Annotated in this window: 14 protein-coding genes; 8 read left to right on the top strand and 6 right to left on the bottom strand. The window is 65.1% G+C overall.

Going from position 1 to position 15,568, the window contains the following annotated elements; all coding sequences use genetic code 11:
- Positions 1–112: 112 nt before the first annotated feature.
- Together BFD71_RS24075 and groL are read left to right on the top strand one after the other, a co-directional pair.
- The gene (locus tag BFD71_RS24075; protein ID WP_069266822.1) at positions 113–403 is read left to right on the top strand and encodes a co-chaperone GroES; all 291 of its coding nucleotides are present in this window, start codon (positions 113–115) and stop codon (positions 401–403) included.
- A 26-nt stretch (positions 404–429) separates the two neighbouring features.
- The gene (groL, locus tag BFD71_RS24070; protein ID WP_069266821.1) at positions 430–2,064 is read left to right on the top strand and encodes a chaperonin GroEL; all 1,635 of its coding nucleotides are present in this window, start codon (positions 430–432) and stop codon (positions 2,062–2,064) included.
- 87 nt (positions 2,065–2,151) lie between these two features.
- Here groL and BFD71_RS24065 read toward each other — a convergent pair whose 3' ends face one another.
- Positions 2,152–3,186 carry a sulfonate ABC transporter substrate-binding protein gene (locus tag BFD71_RS24065; RefSeq protein WP_069266820.1) on the bottom strand — a complete coding sequence of 345 codons (1,035 nt, stop codon included), beginning with the start codon at positions 3,184–3,186 and terminating at the stop codon, positions 2,152–2,154.
- A gap of 188 nt (positions 3,187–3,374) precedes the next feature.
- On the opposite strand from BFD71_RS24065, the gene BFD71_RS24060 reads away from it, so the two are divergent.
- Together BFD71_RS24060 and BFD71_RS24055 are read left to right on the top strand one after the other, a co-directional pair.
- A complete protein-coding gene (locus tag BFD71_RS24060) occupies positions 3,375–4,718 on the top strand; it encodes an LLM class flavin-dependent oxidoreductase (RefSeq protein ID WP_069266819.1) in 1,344 nt (447 codons plus the stop codon).
- 104 nt (positions 4,719–4,822) lie between these two features.
- A complete protein-coding gene (locus tag BFD71_RS24055; RefSeq protein WP_069266818.1) occupies positions 4,823–5,167 on the top strand; it encodes a DUF3088 domain-containing protein in 345 nt (114 codons plus the stop codon).
- Between the two features lie 44 nt (positions 5,168–5,211).
- Here BFD71_RS24055 and BFD71_RS24050 read toward each other — a convergent pair whose 3' ends face one another.
- The 5 genes from BFD71_RS24050 to BFD71_RS24030 all read right to left on the bottom strand — a co-directional run bounded on the left by BFD71_RS24050 (position 5,212) and on the right by BFD71_RS24030 (position 10,287).
- On the bottom strand, positions 5,212–5,970 hold the full coding sequence (locus BFD71_RS24050) for an amino acid ABC transporter ATP-binding protein (RefSeq protein WP_069266817.1): 759 nt from the start codon (positions 5,968–5,970) through the stop codon (positions 5,212–5,214).
- Positions 5,970–6,647: an amino acid ABC transporter permease gene (locus tag BFD71_RS24045; protein WP_069266816.1), complete on the bottom strand. Its 678-nt coding sequence runs from the start codon at positions 6,645–6,647 to the stop codon at positions 5,970–5,972. Before BFD71_RS24045 ends, BFD71_RS24050 begins: the two co-directional genes overlap by 1 nt.
- 13 nt (positions 6,648–6,660) lie before the next feature.
- Entirely contained in the window at positions 6,661–7,440 is a 780-nt protein-coding gene (locus BFD71_RS24040) for an amino acid ABC transporter substrate-binding protein (RefSeq protein WP_069266815.1), read from the bottom strand.
- A 178-nt stretch (positions 7,441–7,618) separates the two neighbouring features.
- The gene (locus BFD71_RS24035) at positions 7,619–9,037 is read right to left on the bottom strand and encodes an LLM class flavin-dependent oxidoreductase (protein ID WP_069266893.1); all 1,419 of its coding nucleotides are present in this window, start codon (positions 9,035–9,037) and stop codon (positions 7,619–7,621) included.
- Between the two features lie 5 nt (positions 9,038–9,042).
- The gene (locus BFD71_RS24030; RefSeq protein ID WP_069266814.1) at positions 9,043–10,287 is read right to left on the bottom strand and encodes an acyl-CoA dehydrogenase family protein; all 1,245 of its coding nucleotides are present in this window, start codon (positions 10,285–10,287) and stop codon (positions 9,043–9,045) included.
- Positions 10,288–10,610: 323 nt separating this feature from the next.
- Between BFD71_RS24030 and BFD71_RS24025 the strand changes: the two genes are divergently transcribed.
- The 4 genes from BFD71_RS24025 (at position 10,611) to BFD71_RS24010 (ending at position 15,540) form a co-directional block, all read left to right on the top strand.
- On the top strand, positions 10,611–12,098 hold the full coding sequence (locus tag BFD71_RS24025; protein WP_069266813.1) for a sugar ABC transporter ATP-binding protein: 1,488 nt from the start codon (positions 10,611–10,613) through the stop codon (positions 12,096–12,098).
- A complete protein-coding gene (locus BFD71_RS24020; RefSeq protein ID WP_069266812.1) occupies positions 12,095–13,153 on the top strand; it encodes an ABC transporter permease in 1,059 nt (352 codons plus the stop codon). Before BFD71_RS24025 ends, BFD71_RS24020 begins: the two co-directional genes overlap by 4 nt.
- A 65-nt stretch (positions 13,154–13,218) precedes the next feature.
- Positions 13,219–14,457 carry an SfnB family sulfur acquisition oxidoreductase gene (locus tag BFD71_RS24015; RefSeq protein ID WP_069266811.1) on the top strand — a complete coding sequence of 413 codons (1,239 nt, stop codon included), beginning with the start codon at positions 13,219–13,221 and terminating at the stop codon, positions 14,455–14,457.
- A 24-nt stretch (positions 14,458–14,481) separates the two neighbouring features.
- Positions 14,482–15,540: a substrate-binding domain-containing protein gene (locus tag BFD71_RS24010; RefSeq protein WP_069266810.1), complete on the top strand. Its 1,059-nt coding sequence runs from the start codon at positions 14,482–14,484 to the stop codon at positions 15,538–15,540.
- Positions 15,541–15,568 lie beyond the last annotated feature (28 nt).

Raw genomic sequence — 15,568 nt, 5'->3', positions numbered from 1 at the left:
TATTGGAGCGGCGCGCGCCGGCTTTCTATACTCGGTTTTCCATCAGCACTCGCACGAGGCGAGTGCCATTTTCACCGCGAATAACCGAGAGATAACCGCAAGGAAGCCACCCATGAGCCTGCGCCCACTGCACGATCGCGTGATCGTCAAACGACTCGACCAGGAAACCCGCACCGCGTCGGGCATCGTCATTCCCGATAGCGCCGCCGAAAAGCCGGACCAGGGCGAAGTGCTGGCCGTGGGACCGGGCCGCCGCGACAACGACGGCCGCCGCATTGCGCCGGACCTGAACGCGGGAGACCGCGTGCTGTTCGGCAAATACGCGGGCCAGACCGTGAAGGTCGACGGCAACGAACTCCTCGTGCTGCGCGAAGAAGACATCGTCGCAGTCGTCAATCAATAAGCGAGAACCTGAGAGAGCACGTCATCATGGCAGCCAAAGACATCGTATTCGGCGACATCGCCCGCACCAAACTCATCGAAGGCGTGAACCTGCTCGCCGACGCCGTCAAGGTCACGCTCGGCCCGAAGGGCCGCAACGTCGTGCTCGAACGCAGCTTCGGCGCGCCCGTCGTGACCAAGGACGGCGTTTCGGTCGCCAAGGAAATCGAACTGGCCGACAAGCTCCAGAACATCGGCGCGCAGGTCGTCAAGGAAGTCGCCTCGAAAACGAGCGACGCAGCGGGCGACGGCACCACGACCGCCACCGTGCTTGCGCAGGCGATCGTGCGCGAAGGGCAGAAGTACGTGGCGGCGGGGCTCAACCCGCTCGACCTGAAGCGCGGCATCGACAAGGCGGTGGTGGCCGCCGTTGAAGAACTCAGGAAGATCAGCAAGCCCACCACGACGAGCAAGGAGATTGCGCAGGTCGCGACGATTTCGGCCAACGGCGAGGAGTCGATTGGCCAGCGCATTGCCGAGGCGATCGATCGCGTGGGCAAGGAAGGCGTGATCACGGTGGAAGACGGCAAGTCGCTCGCCGACGAACTCGACGTCGTGGAGGGCTTGCAGTTCGATCGCGGCTATCTCTCGCCGTACTTCATCAACAACCCGGACAAGCAGGTCGCCGAACTCGACAATCCGTTCATCCTCCTGCACGACAAGAAGATCTCGAACATTCGCGACCTGCTGCCGCTGCTCGAACAGGTGGCGAAGGCCGGGCGCCCGCTGCTGCTGATCGCCGAGGATATCGAGGGCGAGGCGCTCGCCACGCTCGTCGTCAACAACATTCGCGGCGTGCTGAAGACGGTGGCCGTGAAGGCGCCGGGTTTCGGCGACCGCCGCAAGGCGCTGCTCGAAGACATCGCGATCCTCACGGGCGGCCAGGTGGTCGCCGAGGAAACGGGCCTCACGCTGGAGAAGGCCACGCTCCAGGAGCTGGGCCAGGCCAAGCGCATCGAGGTGGGCAAGGAAAACACCACGGTGATCGACGGCGCGGGCGAAGCCGGCGCCATCGAGGCGCGTGTGAAGCAGATTCGCGTGCAGATCGAGGAAGCGACCTCCGACTACGACCGCGAGAAGCTGCAGGAACGTGTGGCGAAGCTGGCGGGCGGCGTGGCTGTCATCAAGGTGGGCGGCGCCACCGAGATCGAAGTGAAGGAAAAGAAGGACCGCGTGGACGATGCGTTGCATGCCACGCGTGCGGCCGTGGAAGAGGGCATCGTGCCGGGTGGCGGCGTGGCGCTGATCCGCGTGCGTCAGGCGATCCTCGACCTGAAGGGCAAGAACGCCGACCAGACGGCGGGCGTGAAGATCGTGCTGCGTGCACTGGAAGAACCGCTGCGTCAGATCGTGAGCAATGCGGGCGAAGAAGCGAGCGTGGTGGCGGCGAAGGTCGCGGAAGGCACGGGCAACTTCGGTTACGACGCGGCCACGGGCGAATACGGCGATCTGGTTGAAAAGGGCGTGCTCGATCCGACCAAGGTCACGCGCACGGCGCTGCAAAACGCGGCTTCGGTGGCGGGACTATTGCTCACGACCGATGCCACGGTGCATGAGGCTCCCAAAGCCCAGGCGGCGCAAGCGCCGGTGGGTGGCCCTGGCGGCGCCGATCTCGGCTTCTAGGCCGGTTTTGCCGGGCAAGGGGGGAAGGCCGCCCTGGCGCGATGCCAGGCGCGGCTGCCATGTCTCGACAACCGGGCGTCAGCGCGCTCAGGCGGATTGCCAGCGCGCATCGGCGACGACGAGCTTCTTCGGGATCAGCTTGAGTTCGGAGAACGTATCGGCAATTTTCTGCTGGTAGGCGAGCGTGGCCGCGTCGACGGGCTGCACGCCGTAGCTCGCGCGCCTGAGGGCGAGTTCGAGCGTCGACGCGTCGAGGCCGACAAGCGGTGACAGTTGAGCCGCAACGGCCGGAACGTTGTCGCGTGCCCAGGCGTCCACGGCGCCGATTTCCTCCACGACCGCATGCAGGACAGACGCATACGCGTTCGCGAAGTTACGGCTTGCTATGTAGTACTGTGTATTGCGAACGAGGTTTTCGCCGTTCGCGATCGAACGCACTTTCGCCTGGCGTTCGATTGCCGCGAGGTAGGGATCCCAGATCACCCAGGCGTCCACGCTGCCGCTCGTGAATGCGGCGCGCGCATCGGCGGGAGCGAGATAGACGGGCTGGATATCTTCATACTTGAGGTTGGCTCTCTGCAGCGCCTTGACGAGCAGATAGTGCACGTTCGAGCCTTTGTTGAACGCAACGCGCCTGCCGCGCAGGTCGGCGGGCGTGCGGATCGGCGAATCTTCGTGCACGACAATGGCCTCACCCTGCGGCGCGGGCGGTTCGCTGGCAACGTAGACGAAATCCACGCCGCCGGCCTGCGCAAAGATGGGCGGCGTTTCGCCCACGGTGCCGACATCCACCGCGCCGGCGGCAAGCCCTTCCAGCAACTGCGGGCCACCGGGAAACTCGAGCCATTGCACGGTGAAGCCGAGCGGCGCGAGCCGCTTCTCCAGCGTGTGCTGAGCCTTTAGCACCACAAAGTTGCCGTACTTCTGGAAACCGATGCGCAGGACCCGGCCTTCGTCCGCGCGTGCCGCGCCGCTTTGAAGCGTCAACGCGGCAGCGCTCGTGAGCCCCGTTGCGCCACGCAGCGCGGCGGCCGTCGCGGCCCCCGCTGCGAGCTTCAATAGCTTGCGGCGCGCGCCGTTTGCCGTGTGGTCGTCGTGATGGTCGTAGTTGTCGTTCGACATCGTGCCGTTGCCTGTTTAAAGATGCATGTTGAAACTGCCGCGCGTGCGCGGCGATCCGTCTCTCACCTTAATCTGTTTCAACATCGGCACAACCAAGATATTGTCAGATGCTTATCTGCGCTGGCGCCCTCAGCGGATTTTGCCGATCCGGAGTATGTTGTGACTTTCGTTTTCCGGCGGCCGAAGCGATGAACCGTAACCGACAGTTGCATCTCGGCGCATTCATGCGCCCCGTCAGCTTGCACACGGGGGCGTGGCGTTATCCCGGTGCATACCCTGACGCGAATTTCAATTTCGCGCATCTGAAGCGCTTTGCGCAGACGCTCGAGCGTGCGCGTTTCGACGCGTTCTTCATGGCCGACCACCTCGCCGTCTTGAACATGCCGGTCAACGCGCTCAAGCGAAGCCACACCGCCACCTCGTTCGAACCGTTCACCTTGCTCTCGGCGCTTGCCGCCGTGACGGAGAAGATCGGGCTCGTCGCAACGGCTTCGACGACGTTCGACACGCCATATCATGTCGCGCGCCGCTTCGCCTCGCTGGATCATCTGAGCGGCGGCCGCGCCGGGTGGAACCTCGTGACGACTTCCAATCCAGACGCAGCGCTCAATTTCGGCCTCGAGGAACACGTGGAGCACGACGAACGCTATCGCCGCGCCCGCGAATTCTTCGACGTCGTGACTGGCCTCTGGGACAGTTGGGCCGACGATGCATTCCTGCGCGACGTGGAGAGCGGCGAGTATTTCGATCCGGAGAAGCTCCATGTGCTCGCGCACAAGGGTGACTACTATTGCGTGCGCGGGCCGCTCAATATTGCGCGGCCGCCGCAGGGCTGGCCGGTGGTGGTGCAGGCCGGATCGTCGGAGGCCGGGCGGCAACTCGCTGCCGAAACGGCCGAGGCGGTCTTCACCGCGCAGCCGAATCTCGAAGCCGGCAAGCGTTTCTATGCCGACGTGAAGGGGCGCATGGAAAAGCTGGGCCGCGATCCCGATCATCTGAAGATCCTGCCTGGCGCGTTCGTCGTGGTGGGCGACTCGCAGGAAGAGGCGCGCGAGAAGCGCGAACGTCTCGACAGCTTCGTGCACTATGACAGCGGCATTGCCTCGCTTTCGATCGCGCTCGGTCACGACGTCTCCGGTTTCGAGCCGGACGGCCCGCTGCCCGAGATTCCGGAGAGCAATGCGAGCCGTACCGCGCGGCAACGCGTGGTGGACTGGGCGCGCGACGAGGGCTTGACGATTCGCCAGCTCGCGCAGCGCGTGGGCGGTTACTCGGGCCTGCAAATGGTCGGCACACCGGATTCGATCGCGGACGAGATGGAGCAATGGCTGGTGGAGGCGGGCAGCGATGGCTTCAACGTGATGTTCCCGTATCTGCCCGCGGGCCTCGACGACTTCGTGGAGAAAGTCGTGCCCGAGTTGCAGCGGCGCGGCATTTTCCGTCGCGAGTACGAGGGCAATACGCTACGCGAGCATCTCGGCCTGCCGAGACCGGAGAACCGGTTTTTTGCGGTCAGCCAAAATGCCGGTTAGCAGCGGCGCGAATATTGTTGGATCGATTCGTTCGTGGCGGCAGTGGCCGCCGCGCACGACAATCCCCGTGTGCCCTCAATTCAATCACGGAGCGTCGATCTACCATGACTCGAGACCTGCTGCTGTTGCTGGAACCTGGCTTCACTGACCCCGCGCGTCCCGGCGAGCGTTTCATCTGTGCGGACGGCGCGCCGATAGAAGGACTGCTCGCGTCCGAGCCCGAGCGCGTCGCGCGGCTCGATGTGAAACGCCTGCCGTTTGCACGCCCGCGGGCGGCCGTGATCGACGTGCTCGACGAGGCGCATCAGGGGTTGCCCGTGCTCGTGCTGGGCGACGAGCATCCGGTACCCGAGGGCGTACAGACGCTGAACGGCCGTCACTTCGTAACCGACACGAAACGCATTCTCGCGCTGCTTGCCGATCGTCACGGTTTTCCCAGGGTGCATTGAGCGGATACGATCAGGCGGCGTCGGGCGACGCCGCCTGCGTGGGCTCAGAGCGGCGGAAGGGCCTGGGTAAGCGTAGAGACGAAGCGAGCCGTGCGCGCATCGCGCGGCCGCGCGAAGAGTTCATGCGACGGGCCGGCTTCGACGATCGCACCCTCCTTGAGAAAGACTGCGTCGTGCGCGACGGAAGCCGCGAGCCGCAAATCATGCGTCGCCATCAGCATGGTCGTGCCCTCCTGCGCGAGCTGCCTCAGCACGTCGACCACTTCCGCGGAGAGTTCGGGGTCGAGCGCCGAAGTCGGCTCGTCGCAGAGCAGCACCTGGGGCGAGGGCGCGAGTGCGCGCGCGATCGCCACGCGTTGCTGCTGGCCGCCCGAAAGCGTGGAGGGCCATGCGTCCGCCTTCTGGGCAATCCCCACTTTCGCAAGCAGCGCGGCAGCGCGCTCGCGGGCTCGCTCCTTCTCCCATTTGAGGACCGTGACGAGACCTTCCATCACATTCTCGATCACGCTCAGGTGCGGGTACAACTGGAAGTTCTGGAACACCATGCCGGTTTGCCGACGCACCGAGGCGATTTCCGCGTGGGAGAGCCGCCGGCCGCGGCTGAATTCGAGGCGGGCATCGCCCACGCTCAACGTGCCGAAGTCTGGGATTTCGAGCAGATTGATGCAGCGTAGCAGCGTGCTCTTGCCGCTGCCGGACGGCCCGATCAGCGCCGTGACGCTGCCGGCCTTGAGCGTGAGGTCGATGGCTGCGAGCACCTCGTGGTCGCCGAACGACTTGTGGAGTGTCTCGATGTGGATCATCAGCGCCCTGCCTGGAACAGGGCATGGCGGCCATAGCGCGCTTCGAGACGCCCTTGCGCCTGCGAGAGCACGGAGCTGAACAGGAGATAGATCAGTGCGGCCTCGGTATAAAGAATGAGGGGTTCGTAAGTCACGGCGGCGATGCGTTGTGCAGCCTGGAAGATTTCCGGCACGGTCAGCACGGCCGCGAGGGACGTGTCCTTCACGAGCGAGATGAACGAGTTCGAGAGCGCGGGCAACGCTACGCGAATCGCTTGCGGCAGGATGGCGCGGCGTAGCGCCTGCGCGCGCGTCATGTTCATCGAGTAGGCGGCTTCCCACTGGCCGCGCGGAATCGATTCGATCACGCCACGAATGACTTCCGCGTTATAAGCGCCCACATTGAGTGAAAAGCCGATGATGGCCGCCGTCAACGGATCGAGCACGATGCCCACGTTGGGCAGCCCGTAGAAGATGACGAACAGCTGCACGAGCAGTGGCGAGCCGCGAAAGAGCCAGATATAGAAACGCACGGCCGCGACCGCCCAGCGTTGCCCGAAGAGGCGGATGAGCGCCGCGCAGAACGCGAGCGCCATACCGATCGCGAACGAAGCCAGCGTGAGCGGGACGGTAAAGACCAGTCCCGCGTAGAGCAGTGGCCACAACGATTGCGCCATCAAATGCAGCCATGCCGGCATTGTTCAGTCCGCCTTATTGCGAAACGTCTTTGCCGAAATACTTCTGCGAGATCTTCGCGTAGGTCCCGTCGGCCTTGATATCGGCGAGCGCCTTGTCGACGGCCGCGACCAGGTCCGGGTTGCCCTTGCGCAGCAGCACGCCCGACTGGTCGTCAGCGGAAGACGCGTCGATGGCGGCGATCTTGAGTTTCGCGTCCGGCTTGTGCTTCTGGAAGTCGAGGAACGAAAGCGCGTCGTTGACGGTGGCGTCCACGCGGCCCGATGTCAGCAGATCGATCGATTCGTTGAAACCTTGAACCGGCACGACGTCGGCACCATGCGACGCGGCGAGCTTGCCGAAGTTGCTGGTCAGCGTATTGGCCGACTTCTTGCCCTTCAGGTCGTCGAAGGAATGGATGGTCGTGTTCTCCGAGCGCACGATCAGCACGGCGTGCGTCGAGATATACGGCTTCGAAAAATCGTACTTGGCCTTGCGTGCGTCGGTGATCGAAACCTCGTTGATCACGGCGTCGTAGCGATTGACGTCCAGGCCCGCGATCAGGCCATCCCATTTGCCTTCGACGAACTGCGCCTTCACGCCAAGCCGTTGTGCGATGGCCGTGGCGATATCGACGTCGAAGCCGGTCAGCTTGCCGGTTTCGTCATGGTAGGTGAACGGCGCGTAAGTGCCTTCGGTGCCGACACGGAACACACCGGACGACTTGACCTGCGCGAGTTCGTCTGCAGCGAGGGCCGGCGCCGCGGCGACGACCGACAGCAGAGCGGCGAAAAGAGCGGAGCGGATGGCTTTCATGATTGAAATGTTCGTAATGAGAGTTTCGTTGACGGCATCAGTGAGTCGACGGATTCTACTGTCGGCGTGTCTGCCTGCAAACCAGACACATTCGCTATGCATATGCGCTGGTGGAATATAACGACGGATGTGCTGCATCCACGGACGCGCCTTCCTGTTTTGGGTTGCTTATGTTGAGTTACGCAGCCGGGGCGGGAACCACTTCGCCCGTCTCAACGGCCGATTCGCGCTTCACTCGCTCGATGTCGCGATAGCGCGCCGCCGGATGCTCGTCGGGCAATCGCGCACCGCCGCCGAAGAGCTTTTCGCGCAAGGTGCCCGGCGCGTAGTCGCGCGGGTACACGCCGCGGCGCTGCAGCTCGGGCACGAGGTACTCGACGACATGCTCGAAGGTCTCATGCGCGAGCGCGTACGCCAGATTGAATCCGTCCACGCCGGTCTCTTCGACCCACTCCTGGAGGATGTCGGCAATCGTCGTGGGGGAGCCGACGAATACCGGTCCCATTCCTCCTACGCCGCCCCACTTCGCCAGCGCTTCGATGGTCCAGGTCGTGTCGCCGCCCGAGAGATGTTCGACAGCCGAATGGATCGCATTCGTTTGCACACGCTTGACTGTGTCGGTGGGCAGGTACTGCCCGAAGTCGATGCCGGTCCAGCCCGACATGAACACGAGCGAGCCGTCGTAGGAGACGTGGCGCTGATACTCCTCGAAGCGCGCCTGTGCTTTGGCATCGGTCTCGTCGACGATCACGGTGACGAGGTTGTAGATCAGCAGCTTGTTGCCATCGCGCCCGGCGAGCGCCGCCTGGCGGCGCACGTCCGCCACATAGTCGCGCAGCAGGTTTTTCGTGAGTGCCGCGACGAACACACATTCGGCATGCTGCGCCGCGAACGTCTTGCCGGGGCCCGATGCGCCGGCCTGAAACAGCACCGGTGTGCGCTGCGGAGAGGGCTCGCAAAGATGATAGCCTGGTACTTCGAAGTATTTTCCCTTGTGGCCGATTTCGTGCACTTTCTCCGGGTGCGTGAACACGCGCCGGTCCCGGTCGCGCACCACGGCGCCGTCTTCCCAACTGCCCTCGAACAGCTTGTAGAGCACCTCGACGTATTCCGTCGCGACCTCGTAGCGGTTGTTGTGGTCGCGCAGACCGCCTTGCCCGATATTCTTCGCGCCGCTCTCGAGATACGACGTCACGATGTTCCACGCGAGGCGCCCCTTCGTATGATGGTCGGCTGTGGACAGACGCCGCGCGAACGTGTAGGGGTGCTCGAAGCTCGTGGAGGCCGTGATGCCAATACCTAGATGCGACGTCACCATCGCGATGGGCGCGGCGAGTTGCAGTGGGTCGTTGACCGGAATCTGCGCGGCCTGATGAAGCGCGTGATAGTTACTTCCTTTGTAGACGTCGTAGTAGCCGATTACATCTGCGATGAAGATCGCGTCGAAGACGCCACGCTCGAGTATCTTCGCGAGGTCGGTCCAGTAATCGAGATCCTTGTACTGCCACGAGCGATCGCGCGGGTGGGTCCAGAGGCCTGGCGACTGGTGGCCCACGCAGTTCATCTCGAACGCGTTCAGGTGGATAGTTTTGCTCATGATGTTCAATTGCTCCCGCGTTCCTGTCCGTTGCCGATTTGCCAGAGAAAGGGCGGCTCGGTGCCGTTGATGGTCCAGTCACCCACGATCTTCGCCTTGTAGACGAGCGGATTGTGCGACGACACCGCGCGTGCATTGCGCCAATGGCGGTCGAGCGCGTGGCCGGCGCGGATGGCAGACGCGCCGAGCGCATCGAATAGATGCGTCGCCGCGCGCAGCGCGAATTCGGAGGCGACGATCTGGGCCTGTGCCGAAGCGATTTCGGCTTCCACGTTTGCCGCGCGCTCGGCCTCGTCGTCACCTTCGAAGCGCGCCTCGTAAGCGCGCTGTGCGGCTCCTCCAGTCTGCAGCGCGACGGCCTTTGCACCATAGGCCCATGAGGCGATCTCGCCGATCACCTGCTGGATCTGCGCGTCGTCACTCACGCGCGGCGCGTTGCCGTGACTGTAGATACGCTTGCGGCTGCGCACGAGGGTGGCGGCATCGCGCCTCGCTGCCTCGGCAATTCCTGCGAGCGTGGCGACGTGAAAGAGCTGATAGAACGCGGTCTGATATTTGAAGCGGCGGCTGAAGTCGATGATGTTGCGGCCCTCGACCGCGGCGTCGCGAAAGAGCGTGGTGCCGCTGCCCGTGGTCGTCTGGCCGAAGCCGTCCCAGTCGTCTTCGCGAAGCACGCCGGGCTGGTCCGTCGCCACGGCCACGATCACGTCGCTGCCGTCTTCTTCGCGCTGCGCGAACACGTCGATCCAGTCCGCGTAGAGGCTGCCGGTGCTGTAGTACTTCGAACCGTTGAGCACGAAGCCGCCGTCGCGGCGCGCGACCTTCGTGTTGATCTGGCCGAGCGCGACGTCGCCAGCCTCGGTCCATGCATTGCCGACGAGCTGGCCGCTCACGAAGCGATCGAACCATGCGCGCTGGTCCGCGCCGGCAGGCACGTTCAGCCAGTCCTCGACGAAGGCGAAGTGCCCGCGCAGCGCCTGCGGCAGGTTCGAGTCCGCGGCGGCAAGCTCGATGAGCAGTTGCGCCAACTGCGCGATCGAAGCACCCGCGCCACCGTCACGCACCGGAATGCGCACGGCGCCGAAGCCCGCTTGCTTGAGCGCGGCAATCGCGTCATGCGGCAGCGTGCGCGAGCGCTCGCGTTCGGCGGCTTCGCGGCCGATCTCCGTGAAGATCGGGCGGAAGCGGGCGGCGAGGGTTTCGTAGTCGGCGCCTTGCGAGAGCGCGTCATGGGATCGGGAGACATTCATGCGTTCTTTCTCGGTTGGGGGTGGAGAGACTGCGCACCACGCAGCGAAGAAGAAAAGTATAGAAACCCGCGCGCTGCGGCTCCAATAACTGATTGATGAATCGATATCGGCTTGCCCGATTTGCTTCTGCGCGTTCTTTGCAATGTCGTCGAATTGGCTGTTGCGACAGCGGATACGCCCTGTTGCTGTCAAGCCGCTTTCTGTAGGGTGCCTTATCAAACGCAGACGCATGAATATGAGCATCGCTTCGTTGGGCTCCCTCCCATGCCTCGCTACGATGGGCAGCACTGTCCGCTAGCGATCTCCATCCGGCTAACCCAGCGATGTCCGCTCCGATTCTGACTGCCCACTCGATCACGAAGCGTTTTGGCGCGACGCTCGCGCTGTCGCGGCTGAACTTTTCCATCCACGCCGGCGAGGTCGTTGCGCTGATGGGCGCGAACGGCGCCGGGAAATCGACGTTCGTCAGGATCCTGAGCGGCGTGAATTCGCAGGACGAAGGCGGGCTCACGCTCGGCGAACACGCCTATGCGCCGGGTTCGCCCCAGGCGGCGAAGCGTCTGGGCGTGGCGACCGTGCATCAGAGCATTGCCGACGCCGTGGTGCCCGCGCTGTCCATTGCCGACAATCTTCTGCTCGACGAACTTTGCGGCGGCGGAGCGCGCTGGTGGACGCCGCGCGCCTCCCGCTACACCCGTGCAGCCGCGCTGGCCGCGCGCGTGGGGCTCGAAGCCGATCTCACCGCACCGCTCGGTTCGCTTTCTCTCGCCGGCCAGCAGCGCGTGGTGATCGCGCGGGCGCTGGCTTCGCGCCCGCGGCTGCTGATTCTCGACGAGCCTACGGCCAGCCTTTCCACGAGCGAGGCCGCACGGCTCCATGCGCTAGTGGATGACTTGCGCGCGGAGGGCGTGGCGGTGCTGCTCGTCTCGCATCGGCTTGGCGACCTGCGAAGACTGGCTTCGCGGGTGGCCGTGCTCCGTGACGGCCGCATCGTGGCCGAACAGAGCGCGCCCATCGATTTCGACGCGGCGCTGGAGGCGATGATCGGCCGCGCACTGCCGCAGGCGCGAGTCTTGCCACGCACGGGCGAGGCGGGCGCGGAACCCGCATTGCGGCTGCGCGGCTTGCGCCTCACGGCGCATGGCGACGCGTTCGATCTCGACGTGCAGCAAGGCGAGATCGTCGCGGTTGTCGGCCCGGTCGGCGCGGGGAAGTCGAGGCTTGCCCAGGTGATATTCGGCGCGTTGCGCGCGACCGCGGGCGAGATGCGCCTTTACGGCAGCGCCTGGGCCCCGCGCTCGCCAACCGACGCGATCCGCGCGGGCGTATTCCTCGCCGGCGAAGACCGGTGGCGCACGTCACTCTTTCCCGACACCGTTGCGTTCGCATCGATCGCCGGCACGATCAGTTTTCCGTTTCTGTCCCGCTGGCAGCGCGGCGTGGGCCTGCCTCGCGATCGCGAAGCCGCGCAGGCGCAAGACGCCATCGAGACATTCGGCATTCGCTGCTCGGGTCCGGACGACCGCGTCGCGCGGCTTTCGGGCGGCAATCAGCAGAAGGTGCTGCTCGCGCGCTGGCACGCCGAGCCGGCCCGGCTGCTGCTGCTCGACGAGCCGTTCCAGGGCGTCGATGCGGGCGCACGGGCCGATATCGCCGCCGCGTTGCGCGAGCGCGCCGCTACGCGCGCGACGCTCGTTTTCGTCAGCGACCTCGAAGAGGCGCATGAAGTCGCCGACCGCATCGTCCTGTTCGACCGCGGCACAGTCGAACGCGTAGCCGTAGCGGAATCCCTCTTATCAGCCCACTCATGAGATCCATCACACCCACGGCAGCATCGGACGAGTCTTCCGCGCGCGACACGACCCGGCAGCGCCGGCACAGCCTCTTCGTCGCGCTCGAGCGCGGCGGGCTGCTGCTCGTGCTCGTCGCTCTTGGCGTCATCTTCACGGTTCGCGAACCCGCGTTTCTGAACGTCGCGAACCTGTTCAGCATCTTGCAGGCCGTCTCGATCGTGGCGTTGCTCGGCATCGGTGTAACGGTCACGCTCGCCGCGGGCGGCTTCGATCTTTCCGTGGGCAGTGTCGCCGCCTCGGCGCAGATGGCCGCTAGCTATGTGCTCGTGGTGTGGCACGGCAACGGCTGGGAAGCCGTGCTCGCGTGTCTCGCGCTGGGTGTGGCGGCGGGGCTCTTCAACGGGTTGCTGATCACGCGCCTGCATGTCCCGGACCAGCTCGCGACACTCGGCACGCTCTTCCTGCTTGCAGGCCTGCAACTGATTCCCACCGGCGGCCGCTCGCTTGCGAGCGGCACGATCCTGCCCGACGGCACCGAAGCGAGCGGCACGTTCCCCGATGCGTTCCTCGCGCTAGGCCGCGCACGCCTCCTCGATGTGGTGCCGGTGCCTGTCATCGTGCTGCTCGTGCTGACTGCGCTCGTCTCATTCGTCATGGGCTCCACGCGCTGGGGCCGGGTGGTCTATGCGATCGGCGGCAACGAGACGGCGGCCCGGCTGGCCGGTGCGCCAACGGCCCGCTACCGGCTCGCGGCTTATGTCGCTTCCGCGACGATCGCCTCGCTCGGCGGGCTGCTCATCGCCGCGCGCGTGGGCCGAGGCGACGTGAGCGCGGGGCATTCGTTGCTGCTCGATGCGGTGGCGGCAGCGCTGGTTGGCTATGCGGTATGGGGCGCGAAGCGGCCCAATGTTCCGGGCACGGTGATCGGCGCGGTGTTCGTCGGCGTGCTGCTCAACGGGCTCACGATGCTCAACGCCCCGTATTACCTCCAGGACTTTATCAAGGGCGCATTGCTGGTCGTGGCGCTGGCGTTCACGTTCAGCATCGGGCGCCGGGCGGAAGGGCGCAACTGAAGCCGGCAGACGCCCGGCAATTTCGTGGTTAGCGAGTTACACAATCTGATCGAGCGGAGCAAATCATGGCAGAGACACTGGCAGGCAGCGAGACACTGGGCGCCGCTCCCGTAACGGAGGCCGCGCATGTGATTGCTACGGAAAACGAAGCGATCGCTGTCGCAACGGAGCTGGCCGCGCGGCTGGCCGTTGGCGCGGCGCAGCGCGACAGCGAGCGGCGCCTGCCGCACGAGGAGATCGAGTGGTTTTCGCGCTCGGGGCTGTGGGGCATTACGGTGCCCAAAGCGTATGGCGGCGCTGGCGTGTCCAACGTCACGCTCACGGAGGTCGTCAAGATCATTGCGGCTGCGGACCCGTCGCTCGGGCAACTGCCGCAGAATCACTTCGGCCTCGTCGATGTGATCGCCCTGACGGGCACCGAGGAGCAAAAGCGCGAGCTGTTCGGCGAAGTCATCGCCGGCAAGCGCTTTGGCAACGGCTTCTCGGAAAAGGGCACGAAACACGTGCTCGACCTGAAGACGCGCGTGCGCCGCGACGGCGATCACTACGTCGTGGACGGCACCAAGTTCTATTCGACGGGCGCCCTGTTCGCGCATTACGTTCCCGTGCTCGGGCTCGACGAGGACCGCAGGGGCTGGCTCGCCTATATTCCGCGCGGCACGCCAGGGCTCAGCGTGGTCGACGATTGGTCCGGTTTCGGCCAGCGCACCACCGCGAGCGGCACCGTGACGCTAGAGAACGTGCGCGTGCCGGCAAGGCTCGTGTTGCCCGCGCATCGCGTGTCGGAGCAGCCCACGCTCAACGGTCCGCTCTCGCAGATCATCCAGGCCGCCATCGACGCAGGCATTGCCCGCGCGGCGATCGAAGACACGGTCGCGTTCGTGCGCTCTCGCTCACGGCCGTGGGTCGATAGCGGCGTCGAGCGCGCAAGCGACGACCCCCTGACGATCCGCGAGGTCGGCAATCTGCATATCCAGCTGCATGCCGCCGAGGCCTTGCTCGAGCGTGCGGCGCGTGTACTCGACGAACTCGCCGCAAAGGGCGAGACGACGGAGGACGACGTGGCGCGCGCCTCGGTCGCCGTGGGCGAGGCGAAGGTGCTCACGACACAAGTCGCGCTGCTGGCCGGCGAGAAGCTGTTCGAACTGGCCGGCACGCAGTCGACGCTGGACGTGCACAACCTCGACCGCCACTGGCGCAACGCACGAACGCACACGCTGCACGATCCGGTGCGCTGGAAGTATCACCTTGTTGGCAATTACTACCTCAACGGCGTCAAGCCGGCACGTCACGCCTGGAACTGACCCTATCGCACAAACGGGAACGTCATGAAGACATCGATTCAACGGCTCATTCGCAACAGAGCGCTGGCGCTCTGCACGGCGGGCCTGTTCGGCACGCTCACGGCGCAGGCGGCCACCCTGGCGGGCGCCCCGGCGCCGTTCGACAAAGGCGGCGTCAAGATCGCGCTCGTTAATTATCTTTCGGAGGGCGACTTCTTCCAGGCCTACGAGGCGGGCGCGCAGAAGCAGGCGAAGGCGCTCGGCATCGACCTGCGCATTTACGAAGGGCGCCAGGACGCGGCCGAGCAGCGCGACCAGATCCAGCAGGCGATCAATCTGGGCGTGTCCGCGATCATCGTCAATCACGGCTTGCCCGAGTCGCTCAAGGACGTCGTGCAGCAGGCGCTCGACAAGGGCATCAAGGTCGTCGCTTTCGACGTCAATCTGACGAACCCCAAGGTCCCGCAAATCGAGCAGAGCGACAGCGACCTCGCTTCGCTGCTGCTCGCTCAGGCCGTCAAGGACAATGGCAACGCGTTTTCCGCGGGCTACGTGTACGTAGCGGGCTTTGCGCCGCTCGACCGGCGCGACGCCGTCTGGCAGGCGTTCAAGCACGAGCATCCCGGCATCCAGGAAAAGGCGCGCTGGGGCACCGTGGACAATCCGATTGCGCAGTCGGTTGCCAATCAGGCGGCTGCCGCCTACCGCGCGCATCCGGATATTCGCGTGGTCATTGCCCCCTATGACGAATTTGCGCGCGGCGCCAATCTCGCGGCGAATGAATCGAACGTGGCGAGCAAGGTGCGGATCTACAGCGCGGACATCTCGACTGCCGACATCGAGGCGATTCGCGCGCCGAACAGCGCGTGGGTCGCCACCGCGGCGACCAACCCCGCCGTGGTGGGCGCCGTGTCGGTGCGCGCCGCGGCGCTCGACGTGGCCGGGCAGCCGCTCGACCATCACATCCTCGTGAAGCCCACGCTCGTCACGCGCGACGATCTTGTAAAGAACGATATCCACACCATTGCGGAACTGGGGGCGAAATTCCCGGCATTCCGGGCCAGCGACGCGGCGACGGCGAACTGGATTCCCGTCGATCAGTAACCCTGATGGCGGCGCGGGCTGAGCACCC

Origin of the sequence: Paraburkholderia nodosa (assembly GCF_001718195.1) — a bacterium.
In the GTDB taxonomy this organism is placed as follows: Bacteria; Pseudomonadota; Gammaproteobacteria; order Burkholderiales; family Burkholderiaceae; genus Paraburkholderia; species Paraburkholderia nodosa_A.
This window is presented reverse-complemented; position numbering and strand designations above follow the sequence as displayed.